Annotated in this window: 9 protein-coding genes; 6 read left to right on the top strand and 3 right to left on the bottom strand. The window is 63.9% G+C overall.

Annotated elements, in window-relative coordinates:
• Nucleotides 1–16: 16 nt before the first annotated feature.
• Entirely contained in the window at nucleotides 17–1,960 is a 1,944-nt protein-coding gene (locus ACR9YP_RS13625) for a PrkA family serine protein kinase (RefSeq protein ID WP_091879622.1), read from the bottom strand.
• A 398-nt stretch (nucleotides 1,961–2,358) separates the two neighbouring features.
• Nucleotides 2,359–2,511: a hypothetical protein gene (locus ACR9YP_RS13620; protein ID WP_474220146.1), complete on the bottom strand. Its 153-nt coding sequence runs from the start codon at nucleotides 2,509–2,511 to the stop codon at nucleotides 2,359–2,361.
• 289 nt (nucleotides 2,512–2,800) lie between these two features.
• Between ACR9YP_RS13620 and ACR9YP_RS13615 the strand changes: the two genes are divergently transcribed.
• The 6 genes from ACR9YP_RS13615 to ACR9YP_RS13590 are packed head-to-tail and all read left to right on the top strand — an operon-like array spanning nucleotide 2,801 to nucleotide 10,325.
• The gene (locus ACR9YP_RS13615; RefSeq protein ID WP_438105812.1) at nucleotides 2,801–5,650 is read left to right on the top strand and encodes a bifunctional transaldolase/phosoglucose isomerase; all 2,850 of its coding nucleotides are present in this window, start codon (nucleotides 2,801–2,803) and stop codon (nucleotides 5,648–5,650) included.
• A 13-nt stretch (nucleotides 5,651–5,663) separates the two neighbouring features.
• Nucleotides 5,664–6,662 carry a phosphogluconate dehydrogenase (NAD(+)-dependent, decarboxylating) gene (gnd, locus tag ACR9YP_RS13610; RefSeq protein ID WP_438105810.1) on the top strand — a complete coding sequence of 333 codons (999 nt, stop codon included), beginning with the start codon at nucleotides 5,664–5,666 and terminating at the stop codon, nucleotides 6,660–6,662.
• A gap of 28 nt (nucleotides 6,663–6,690) precedes the next feature.
• The gene (gene zwf / locus ACR9YP_RS13605) at nucleotides 6,691–8,202 is read left to right on the top strand and encodes a glucose-6-phosphate dehydrogenase (protein ID WP_091879631.1); all 1,512 of its coding nucleotides are present in this window, start codon (nucleotides 6,691–6,693) and stop codon (nucleotides 8,200–8,202) included.
• Nucleotides 8,199–8,948 (top strand): 6-phosphogluconolactonase, encoded by a 750-nt coding sequence (gene pgl / locus ACR9YP_RS13600; protein ID WP_438105808.1) that lies wholly within the window; start codon nucleotides 8,199–8,201, stop codon nucleotides 8,946–8,948. Before zwf ends, pgl begins: the two co-directional genes overlap by 4 nt.
• Nucleotides 8,935–9,465: a gluconokinase gene (locus tag ACR9YP_RS13595; protein ID WP_438105806.1), complete on the top strand. Its 531-nt coding sequence runs from the start codon at nucleotides 8,935–8,937 to the stop codon at nucleotides 9,463–9,465. Before pgl ends, ACR9YP_RS13595 begins: the two co-directional genes overlap by 14 nt.
• A 47-nt stretch (nucleotides 9,466–9,512) precedes the next feature.
• The gene (locus ACR9YP_RS13590) at nucleotides 9,513–10,325 is read left to right on the top strand and encodes an HAD family hydrolase (protein WP_438105804.1); all 813 of its coding nucleotides are present in this window, start codon (nucleotides 9,513–9,515) and stop codon (nucleotides 10,323–10,325) included.
• Between the two features lie 227 nt (nucleotides 10,326–10,552).
• Here the strand turns inward: ACR9YP_RS13590 and ACR9YP_RS13585 are convergent, their stop codons facing one another.
• A complete protein-coding gene (locus ACR9YP_RS13585) occupies nucleotides 10,553–12,352 on the bottom strand; it encodes a glycoside hydrolase family 15 protein (RefSeq protein ID WP_474220145.1) in 1,800 nt (599 codons plus the stop codon).
• Nucleotides 12,353–12,380 lie beyond the last annotated feature (28 nt).

The raw sequence follows: 12,380 nt of genomic DNA, 5'->3' as shown, positions 1-12,380 counted from the left end.
CACTGTCCCATCCGCCTTAACCGGCCTGCTTCACGCGCATGTACCATTCGACGAGCCGGCGAACCTGACGCTCGGTGTAGCCGCGCTCCACCATGCGTGCGACGAACTCGCCGTGCTTCTTCTCCGTCTCGCCGTCCTTCTTCGACCCGAAGGAGATGACCGGAAGCAGGTCCTCGACCTGGGAGAATATCCGCTTTTCGATCACGTCGCGAATCTTCTCGTAGGAGGTCCAGGTCGGATTCTTGCCAGCGTTCTGGGCCCGCGAGCGTAACGAGAATTTGACGACCTCGTTGCGGAAGTCCTTCGGGTTGGCAATGCCCGCCGGTTTCTCGATTTTCGTCAGTTCCTGGTTCAACAACTCGCGATCCAGCAGCTGGCCGGTGTCGGGATCCTTGAAGTCCTGATCCTCGATCCAGGCGTCGGCATAGTCGACATAGCGGTCGAACAGATTCTGGCCGTAATCGGAGTAGGATTCGAGGTAGGCCTTCTGGATCTCGTTGCCGATGAACTCGGCATAGCGCGGTGCGAGCTCCGCCTTGATGAATTCGAGATAACGTTTCTCGGTTTCCTCCGGAAGCTGCTCGCGGCGGATCGCCTGCTCCAGCGCGTACATCAGGTGCACGGCGTCGGCGGCGACCTCCTGCGGGTCGTGGTTGAAGGTCGCAGCCAGCACCTTGAAGGCGAAGCGGGTGGAGGCCCCGTCCATGCCCTCGTCGACGCCGGCGGCATCGCGATATTCCTGGACGCTGCGCGCCTTCGGATCGGACTCTTTCAGGCTCTCGCCGTCATAGACCCGCATCTTGCCGAACAGGGTGGAGTTCTCGTGCTTGCGCAGGCGCGACATCACCGAGAACCGCGCCAGCGTCTCCAGCGTCGAAGGCGCACAAGGAGCCGAGGCGAGCTCGGAACCCTGGATCAGCTTCTCGTAGATCTTCTGCTCTTCGGTGACCCTGAGGCAGTACGGCACCTTGATGACGCAGATGCGGTCGATGAACGCCTCGTTGTTCTTGTTGGCCTTGAAGCTCGACCACTCGGCTTCATTGGAGTGCGCGAGGATGATGCCGGTGAAGGGGATCGCGCCGATATTCTCGGTGCCGATGTAGTTGCCTTCCTGCGTCGCGGTCAGCAGCGGATGCAGCATCTTGATCGGCGCCTTGAACATCTCGACGAATTCGAGGATGCCCTGGTTGGCGCGGTTGAGGCCGCCGGAATAGCTGTAGGCGTCGGGATCGTTCTGCGCGTAGGTCTCGAGCTTACGGATGTCGACCTTGCCGACCAGCGAGGAGATGTCCTGGTTGTTCTCGTCACCGGGCTCGGTCTTGGCGACCGCGATCTGGCGCAGCCGCGACGGCTGGATCTTGGCAACGCGGAATTGCGAGATGTCGCCGCCGAAGGATTCCAGCCGCTTGTAGCACCACGGGCTCATCAGGCCGGTGAGGCGGCGGCGCGGAATGCCGTACTTCTCCTCCAGCATCGGCCCGAGCTGATCGGGATCGAACAGGCTGAGCGGGCTCTCGAACACGGGCGAGAGCTCGTCGCCGGCCTTCAGCACGTAGATGGGCTGCACTTCCATCAGCGACTTCAACCGCTCGGCGAGCGATGATTTGCCGCCGCCGACAGGGCCGAGCAAATAGAGGATCTGCTTGCGCTCTTCGAGGCCTTGCGCGGCGTGACGGAAGAAGCCGACGATGCGCTCGATGGTTTCTTCCATGCCGTAGAAGCCGGCGAAGGCCGGATAGGTGCGGATCGTGCGGTTCAAAAAAATGCGGCCAAGGCGTGGGTCCTTGGCCGTGTCAATCGTCTGGGGCTCACCAATCGCCGCTAGTAGTCGTTCGGCCGCATTCGCGTATTTCATGGGATCGCTTCGACACGATTCCAGATATTCCGCCATCGACATGTCGTGCTGGCTTCTCGCCTCGAACGACCGAGCGAAAGCGTTGAATAGAGAATCGTTGTACATGATCCCTCTCCGCGTGAGTTCCGCTACAAGCTGAAACGAAAGCAGTTACCGGACCGTTCCTCAGGCCGTTTCGAATCAGCGTGAGCACATGACGATCATTGGACACCCGGGTAACGACTCGACGCAATGCACAACGTAGGCACTCGTTGAGTTACGAACAGGCACATGCCTGTAATTTGAGCGAATCTACATCCATATTGGCTCATTTCCAGGAAATGTCACTTGGTCGCAACATCCGGGCATTACCGGGGATTGGACCATCCGGCGCTGCAGCATAGCGATCTGCCAGCGGCGATCTTATGACCCTTGTACGGCGAAGCCTTGAGCGCCGCGTTCATCTTCCTGCTGCAACGCAGTGCATGGACCGTCGGCTGCGTGACCGTCGCGGCAAGACCGCATCAGTGTAACAAAATCGGCCGCAAGGCCAGCGTGGGCGTCAGCACGATCATCTTGTGGTCGCGACATTCTTCAGCAGAGATCTCTTCAATCAAATCCGACGGCAGAAATTCATTGCCGATGCGGAGGCTGTCAGTGACAGCGGGCACCACCATGATGTGCGTGCATGCTTCCCCCGCATGGCCGTTCGCGACAAATCCACCGACGCCCCGGAATCTGTCGATCGCACGCCACACAACCGCTGACTGGCGAGGCCCAGCCGACACCCTTTACCCAACACACCTACGGCCGCCTGGATCGCCATGATCGCGACGGAGTTACACCCGAGGGTATGACGCTTATCCTCTTGATTGGTTCCCTCCCGGGAGCATGTAGGCTAGAGGATAGCGCGTCAGGACCGGCGCGGAAACCCCTCGCCCGCAGGCTTGGAGATAAATAAACATCATGAATCCCGTCAAAGAACTGGAAAAGCACGGACAAGCCGTCTGGCTGGACTTCCTGGCCCGTGGCTTCATCGCCAAGGGCGACCTGAAGCGACTGATCGACACCGACGGCGTCAAGGGCGTCACCTCCAATCCCTCGATTTTCGAGAAGGCGATCGGCAGCTCGGACGAATATGACGCCTCGATCGGCAAGGCGCTGAAACGCGGCGACCGGACCGTGGCCGACCTGTTCGAGGCCGTCGCGGTCGAGGACATCCAGAACGCCGCCGACGTGCTGCGCCCGGTCTACAACCGGCTCGAGGGACGCGACGGCTATGTCAGCCTGGAGGTCTCGCCCTATCTGGCGATGGATACGGCCGGCACGGTCGCCGAGGCGCGACGGCTCTGGAAGGACGTCGATCGCAAGAACCTGATGGTGAAGGTGCCGGCGACGCCGGAGGGCCTGCCGGCGATCGAGCAGCTCATTGGCGAGGGCATCAGCATCAACATCACGCTGCTGTTCTCAAAGGAGGTCTATCTTGATGTCGCCGAGGCCTACCTCGCCGGTCTGGAAAAATACGTCGCAGGCGGCGGCGATCCGTCGCATGTGGCGAGCGTCGCGAGCTTCTTCGTCAGCCGGATCGACACCTTGGTCGACAAGCAGCTCGACGAGAAGATCGCCCGCGCCAACGACCCCAGCGAAAAGGAGCGCCTCGCAGCGCTGAAGGGCAGGGTCGCGATCGCCAATGCCAAGCTCGCCTACCAGGACTACAAGCGCCTGTTCTCCGGCCCGCGCTGGGAGAAGCTCGCCGCCAAGGGCGCCAAGCCGCAGCGCATGCTGTGGGCCTCCACCGGCACCAAGAACAAGGACTATAGCGACGTCCTCTATGTCGAGGAGCTGATCGGCCCCGACACCATCAATACGATGCCGCCGGCGACGCTGGAGGCGTTCCGCGACCATGGCAAGCTGCGCGACTCCCTGGAGGAGAATGTCGACGACGCAAGGCGCGTGCTGGAGGAACTGGAGCGCTCCGGCATCTCGCTCGATGCGATCACCGAGGAACTCGTCAAGGACGGCGTCAAGCTGTTCGCCGACGCCGCCGACAAGCTCTATGGCGCCGTCGCCCATAAGCGCGCCGTCGTGCTCGGGCCCGCGCTCGACCGCCAGCTTCTCTCGCTCGGTGACGGGCTCGGCAAGGCCGTGGCCAAGAGCACCGAGGAATGGCGCGCATCCGCCAAAATCCGCAGGCTGTGGCAGCGCGACAAGTCGGTCTGGACCGGCACCGATGAGGACAAATGGCTCGGCTGGCTCGACAGCGCCGCCAAGGCCGATATCGCCGACTATGAGGACTATGCGGGCCGCGTGAAGGGCCAAAAATTCTCGGACGCCGTCGTGCTCGGCATGGGCGGATCGAGCCTCGGGCCGGAGGTGCTGGCCGAGACCTTTGGGAAAAAGCCCGGCTTCCCGAAACTGCATGTGCTGGATTCCACCGATCCGGCGCAGGTGCGGGCGATGGAGGCGAAGATCGACATCGCAAACACCGTCTTCATCGTCTCCAGCAAGTCCGGCGGCACCACCGAGCCGAACGCGATGAAGGACTATTTCCATGAGCAGGTTGCCAAGGCGGTCGGGCCGAAGGTGAAGACCGGCCATCGCTTCATCGCGGTCACCGATCCCGGCTCGTCGCTGGAGAAGGCGGCGAAGAAGCTGAACTACGCCCGCATCTTCCATGGCGAGCCCACGATCGGCGGCCGCTATTCGGTGCTCTCGCCGTTCGGCCTGGTGCCGGCGGCGACCGCGGGCATCGACGTCAAGACCTTCGTCAAGCATGCGCTCGCGATGGCCCGCTCCTGCGGGCCGGACGTGCCGCCATCCGAGAACCCGGGCGTACAGCTCGGCCTTGCCATGGGCCTCGCCGGCCTCGAAGGCCGCGACAAGGTGACGATCTTGTCATCGAAGAAGATCGCCGATTTCGGCGCCTGGGCCGAGCAGCTGATCGCGGAATCGACCGGCAAGGAGGGCAAGGGCCTGATCCCGATCGAAGGCGAGCCGCTGGGCGAACCCGCAATCTACGGCAACGACCGGTTCTTCATCGACATCCGCATCGACGGTGAGGCGGACGCCGCCCATGATTCCAAGCTTGCCGCGATCGAGGCGGCCGGCCATCCCGTGGCGCGCATCGTCATGAAGTCGATCGACCATCTCGGCCAGGAGTTCTTCCGCTTCGAGATGGCGACGGCCGTGGCCGGCAGCATTCTCGGCATCAACCCGTTCGACCAGCCGGACGTGGAAGCGGCCAAGATCAAGACCCGCGAGCTCACTTCAGAGTTCGAGAAGACCGGCGCGCTGCCGGCCGAGGAGCCGGTGGTCAGCACCGATGAAGCCGACCTCTACACCGATGAGGCCAACGCCACGGCGCTGCGTGCCGCCGGCGCCAATGGCGACCTCACCTCGTGGCTGAAGGCGCATCTGTCGCGCTCGGGTCATGGCGACTATGTCGCCCTGCTCGGCTACATCGCGCGGGACAAGGCGACCATCGACGCGCTCCAGGCCATGCGGCTCGAAGTGCGCGAGAAGCGGCATGTCGCGACCTGCGCCGAGTTCGGGCCGCGCTTCTTGCACTCCACGGGGCAGGCCTACAAGGGCGGACCGGACAGCGGCGTGTTCCTCCAGATCACGGCAGACGACGGCAAGGACCTTCCGGTGCCGGGCCAGAAGGCGAGCTTTGGCGTGATCAAGGCAGCACAGGCGCGCGGCGATTTCGACGTGCTTACCGAACGCGGCCGGCGCGCGCTGCGCGTCCACCTCAAGGGCGGGCTCAAGAAAGGTCTCGTGGCGCTCAATGCGGCGCTTAACGATGCACTGAACTAAAGGAAGCTTTCACATGCAACTCGGCATGATCGGCCTCGGCCGGATGGGCGGCAACATCGTTCGCCGCCTGATGCGTCACGGCCATTCGACCGTGGTCTACGACAAGGACGCCAAGGCCGTCGCCGGCCTGGCCGCAGACGGCGCAGTCGGTTCCGCGACGCTTGAGGATTTCATCTCGAAACTGGAGCGGCCGCGCACGGCCTGGGTGATGCTACCGGCTGGGCGCATCACCGAGACCACGATCGACACGATCGCGGGCGTGATGCAGGCTGGCGATGTCATCATCGACGGCGGCAACACCTTCTGGCAGGACGACGTCCGCCGCGGCAAGGCGCTGAAGGAGCGCGGCATCCACTATGTCGACGTCGGCACGTCAGGCGGCGTCTGGGGGCTCGACCGCGGCTATTGCATGATGATCGGCGGCGAGAAACCGGTGGTCGACCGGCTCGATCCGATCTTCGCCGCGCTCGCGCCCGGTGGCGGCGACATTCCGCGCACGCCGGGGCGCGAGGGCCGCGATCCCCGCATCGAGCAGGGCTACATCCATGCAGGCCCCGTCGGGGCCGGCCATTTCGTCAAGATGATCCATAACGGCATCGAATACGGCCTGATGCAGGCCTATGCCGAAGGTTTTGACATCCTCAAGAACGCCAATATCGAGGCGCTGCCGGCGGACCATCGCTACGATTTCGATCTCGCCGACATTGCCGAGGTGTGGCGGCGCGGCAGCGTGATCCCGTCCTGGCTGCTCGACCTCACCTCGACGGCGCTCGCCGACAGCCCGGCATTGTCGGAATATTCCGGCTTCGTCGAGGATTCCGGCGAAGGACGCTGGACCGTGAATGCGGCGATCGACGAGGCGGTGCCCGCCGAGGTCCTGACCGCGGCACTCTACACACGTTTCCGTTCCCGCAAGGAACACACCTTTGCCGAGAAAATTCTCTCCGCGATGCGCGCAGGGTTCGGCGGTCACAAGGAGCCGAAGCAGCCCGGAGCGCCGAAGCCGAAGTAAAACCTACTCAAGCGAAGGCCGATAATTCGTGACAAAAGACCCGCAGCCAAAGCGCAAGCCGGAAAATTGCGCCTTCGTCATCTTTGGCGTGACCGGCGACCTGACCCATCGGCTGGTGATGCCATCGCTCTACAATCTCGCCGCCGAGGACCTTTTGCCGGAGAAATTCTGCGTCGTCGGCGTTGGCCGCAAGGCTCAATCGGATGGCGAGCTACGCGACAGCCTGATGAAGGGCCTGCGCGAGTTTGCAACCCGCCCGGTCGACGACGACGTCGCAAAACAGCTGCTGCAATGCGTGACTTTCGTCGAGGCCGATGCGAAGGATCCGCCCTCCTTCGATCGCTTGCGCGAGCATCTGGATTCGCTGGAATGCGCGCGAGGCACCGGCGGCAACCGGCTGTTCTACCTCGCGACCCCGCCCGCGGCTTTCGCGCCGACCGCGCGCGAGCTCGGACGCACCGGCTTGACGAAGCAGAACGGCGCTTGGCGGCGGCTGGTGATCGAGAAGCCGTTCGGCACCGATCTCGCCTCGGCGCGCGCGCTGAATGCCGAACTGCTGAAGATCATGGACGAGCACCAGATCTACCGGATCGATCATTATCTCGGCAAGGAGACGGTGCAGAACATCCTGGTGCTGCGCTTCGCCAACGGCATGTTCGAGCCGATCTGGAATCGCAACCATATCGACCACGTCCAGATCACGGTGGAGGAGAAGCTCGGCGTCGGCCACCGCGGCGGCTTCTACGATGCCACCGGTGCGCTGCGCGACATGGTGCCGAACCATCTGTTCCAGCTGATGTCGTTGGTGGCGATGGAGCCACCGAGCCGCTTCGACGCGCATTCGGTCCGCTCCGAGAAGGCCGAAGTGCTCACCGCGATCCAGCGGCCGAGCGAAGAAGAAGCGCTGAAGAGCTCGGTGCGCGCGCAGTATCTCGCGGGCCGCGTCGGCGACGAGGAGATTCCGGACTATCGCACCACGGCGGACGTCAAGCCCGGCAGCACCACCGAGACCTTTGTCGCGCTGAAGCTGATGATCGACAATTGGCGCTGGGCCGGCGTGCCGTTCTATTTGCGCACCGGCAAGGCGCTGGGCCACAAGCGCACGGAGGTCGCGATCAAGTTCAAGCAGGCGCCGCTGTCGATGTTCTCAGGCACGACAGTCGACCGCCTGTCGCAGAACTTCCTCACCATCGGCATCGCGCCAACCGAGACCATCGAGCTCCAGTTCAACGCCAAGATCCCGGGACCGAGCGTCACCATCGACGGCGTCGAAATGAAGTTCCGCTATGGTGACTATTTCCGCGCCGATCCCTCGACCGGCTACGAGACGCTGCTCTACGACTGCATGATCGGCGACAACATCCTGTTCCAGCGCGCCGACGGTATCGAGGCCGGATGGCAGGCGGTGCAGCCGTTCCTGGACGCCTGGAAAAGTGCGGGCACCAACGGCATCGAGACCTATCAAGCCGGCAGCGATGGCCCGGCCTGCGCGGACGAGCTGCTCCGGCGCGACGGACGAAGCTGGCGGAAGTACTCGTGATGGCGGCCGAGCAGCCGAAGCTGATCGTCGCGGCCGACGCCGAGGCGCTGGCGCAGACCGCGGTCGAACGGGTGATGGCGCGGATCGCCGCCAACCCCTCGCGCATCGCAATCTGCCTCACCGGCGGCTCCAGCCCGAAGAAGCTCCATCAACTGCTTGGCAGCGATGCCTGGCGCGAAAAAATTCCGTGGGAGCGCGTGCACTGGTTCATCGGCGACGAGCGTTTCGTGCCGGAAAGCGATTCCCTCAACAACATGGCGGTGGCCCGCGCGACATTTCTTGACCGCAGTGCCCCCTCAGGCCATATCCACCCGATCCCGACCACGACCGAAAATCCCGATCGCGCCGCCGAGGCCTATGCGCACGAGCTGCAAGCCTTCTACGGCGCTGACCGGCTCAATTCGGCGCGGCCGCTGTTCGACATGATCCTGATGGGCGCGGGGCCGGACGGCCACACCGCCTCGCTGTTTCCCGGCTATCCCGAAATCGAGGAGACCGAACGCTGGGTCATCGGGGTGCCCAAGGCCAATGTCGCGCCTTTCGTACCGCGGGTCTCGCTCACCTTGCCCGTTCTGGCCTCCTGCCGCGAAATGCTGTTCGAGATTGCCGGGCACGACAAGCAGGCGATCTTGACGCGCCTCCTCAATGGCGAGACTCTGCCGGCGTTACGCGCGCGCTCGAATGGTGAGACCGTCTGGCTGGTCGACCAGGCCGCGCTTCCGGAGGGAATTCGTGGCGGGCGTTGAAGCACCTTGTGCATTGATCGTGATGGGCGTGTCTGGCTCGGGCAAGAGCACGATCGCGGAAGCGCTCGGCCAGCGCCTTGGCTGGCGCTTCGAGGACGGCGACAGCTTTCATCCCGCCAGCAATGTCGAGAAGATGAAGGCGGGCCATCCGCTCACCGACGAAGACCGCTGGCCCTGGCTCAACGCCATCGCCGACGAGATCGCACGGGTCTGCGGGCGCGGCGAGCACGTCATCATCGCCTGCTCGGCGCTGAAACACGCCTATCGTGACGTGCTGCTGCGTGGTCGCGACGACGTCCGCTTCGTCTTCCTGAAGGGCACCAAGGAGCTGATCGCCGAGCGGCTCGCGCACCGCAAGGGTCATTTCATGCCGCCCGAGCTGCTGACCAGCCAGTTCAACACGCTGGAGCCGCCGGAGGCCGGCGAGCACGCCATCACCGTCTCGATCGACGAATCCGTCGAGGCGATCGTGGACGGCGTGGTGCGGCAATTGAGGTTGGGCGGGGCGAAGCGCTGAGGCCAAGAAGCTGAACCTTCAAGAAACCTGAACCTTAAGGTCCTGCCATGACGAAGATCTCACTGGTCGTCTCCGACGTCGACGGCACGCTGCTGACCAAGGACAAGACGCTGACGGAGCGTGCGAGGTCTGCCGTGCAGCGGCTGCACCAGGCGGGCATCGGCTTCACCATCACCTCCAGCCGCCCCGCGATCGGCATGCGCTTCCTGATCGAGCCGCTGGCGCTCTGGCTGCCGGTCGGGCCGTTCAACGGCTCCTCGATCGTCGATCCCGAGATGAGGCCGGTCGAGCAGCACCTCATCCCAGCGGGCGCGGCCGAGCGGTCGTTGCGGATCCTGCGCGAATTCGGCGCCGACGCGTGGCTCTTCACCACCGACAAATGGCTGATCGACAATCCCGAGGGCAGCTATGTCGCGCATGAGCAGCGCACGATCCGCGCCGATCCGACCATCGTGACGGATTTTTCGCCGTACCTTGCGAGCGCCTGCAAGATCGTCGGCGCCAGTGCCGATGCCGTCGGCCTCGAGCGTTGCGAGAAGGCGATGCAGGAGGCGCTCGGCAACGAGGTCACCGCGGTGCGCTCGCAAACCTACTATCTCGACATCACCCCGCCCGGCTTCAACAAAGGCACCTTCGTGCAGGCCATGGCCAAGCGCGTGGGCATTGCGACCGAGGCCGTCGCCACCATCGGCGACATGCAGAACGACCTCGCGATGTTCCGTGTCAGCGGCGTCTCGATTGCCATGGGCAATGCCACCGACAACGTCAAGGACCACGCCACCCACGTCACCGCGACCAACGAGCAGGATGGTTTTGCCGAGGCGATGGAGATGATCTTGAAGCTGAATGGGGTTGGTTAGAGCTTGATGGGCCACCGCCATCGCCTGCCGCTCGGTGTGCACCTCTCCCCAACGGGGAGAGGTCGGATTGCGCCTGGCGATGCGAAGCATCGTCCAGTGCAATCCGGGTGAGGGGCCGCGGCGTTCGGTGAGACTGTAACTCCTCACCCGGATCGCATCTTTCGATGCGATCCGACCTCTCCCTACGGGAGAGGTGAAGGACTCGCGCCGCCATTTTGATGTGCCCGCTACTGCGACCGCTGCACGGCCGGCTTCTCGCTCTCCCGCCTGGCCGCCGACAGATTATGCGCGGTGTTGATCAGCGCGATGTGGGTCAGCGCCTGCGGGAAATTGCCGGTCTGGCGCCGCGCCACGGAATCGTATTCCTCCGCCAGCAGCCCGACATCGTTCGCGATGCCCACCACGCGATCGAACAAGACTTGCGCCTTGTCGATATTACCCGACAGCACATGGGCATCGGCCAGCCACAGCGTGCATGCCAGGAACGCGCCTTCGAGCGGCGGCTGACCGGCAAGCAGCTCGCGCGAATCGTGTCGCAGCACGAAGCCGTCGCGCATCAGGCATTTCTCGACAGCAGCGATGGTGCCGCAGATGCGCGGATCGGCCGCCGGCAGGAAACCGACCGCCGGCAGCAGCAGCACGCTGGCATCGAGCAGCTTCGTGCCGTAGGACTCGACGAACGTGTTTTCGTCCGCGTCGAAACCGTTGTTGCAGACGTCGCGATGAATGGCCTCGCGCAAGGCCCGCCAGTGCAGCAGCGGCGCCTTGAAGCCGAAAGTCTCCGCACTCTTGATGCCGCGGTCGAAGGCGACCCAGGTCATGACTTTGGAGAAGACGTAGTGTTTGGGCTGGCCGCGGCGCTCCCAGATGCCGTGATCGGGCCGGTCCCAGACCTCGGCGAGATGATTGAGCACCGCGCATTCCAGCGCCCAGGTCTCGTCGTCGAGCTTGAGCTTGGCCATGCGCGATTGATGAAATACATCGATCAGCTCGCCATAGACGTCGAGCTGGAGCTGCGCATGCGCGGCATTGCCGACGCGCACCGGCCGGGCGCCCCCATAGCCGTCGAGCCAGCCCGCCTCCCATTCCAAGAGCCGCCGATGGCCCCAGATGCCGTACATGATCTGCATGTTCGAGGGCGAGCCGGCGGCGGCGCGCAAGAGCCAATTATGCCAGGCCAAGGCTTCCTCGGTATAGCCCGAGTTCATCAGCGCAAGCAGCGTGAAGGTCGCGTCGCGCAGCCAGCAGAAGCGATAGTCCCAGTTCCTGCTGCCCCCGAGCTTTTCCGGCAATGAGGTGGTGGGTGCCGCCACGATGCCGCCGGTCGGGGCGAAGGTCAGCGCTTTCAGCGTGATCAGCGAGCGTACGATGAGATCGTGATAGCCGCCGTCGCGGGTGCAATGGCTGCACCAGTCGTGCCAGAATCTTTCGGTCTCCTGGAGCGCGATCTCCGGGTCGATCGGCGCCGGCGGCTCGATGTGCGAGGGCCCGTAGGTCAGCACGAAGGGTATGGTCTGGCCGGACGTCACCTCGAAGTCAGAAACCGTGGTCAGATCTTCGCCGCGGGTCTCGACAGGCGTGCGCAGCACAATCATGTCCGGGCCGGCGATTGCCATCAGAGAATGGTCGATCCGCCGCACCCATGGGATAGCCGCACCGAAGCCAAAACGGATGACGAGCTGCATCCGCATCTTCACCGCGCCGCTGATACCGCGGACCAGCCGCACGATGTCGGATGCCTTGCCGCGTGGCGGCATGAAGTCGATCAGCGCGACGGTGCCGCTCTTCGTCTCGATGCGGGTTTCGAGGATGAGGGTATTGCCGAGATAACGGCGGGACGTAGCGGTGACATCCACGCTCGGTGCGATCAGCCAGCGACCATTCTTGTGCGTGCCGAGGATCGCGGCAAAGCAGGCGTCGGAATCGAAGGCCGGCCAGCACAACCAATCGATCGAGCCGTTGCGCCCGACCAGCGCCGCGGTCTCGCAGTCGCCTATCAGCGCATAGTCCTCGATCCTCTGAGACAATGTCGTTCGAGCCTGAGAAGCCCCGGCT

Source organism: Bradyrhizobium sp. BR14999 (assembly GCF_056106085.1).
The sequence above is the reverse complement of the archived record's forward strand: the minus strand, read 5'-3'. Positions and strand labels throughout refer to the sequence as shown.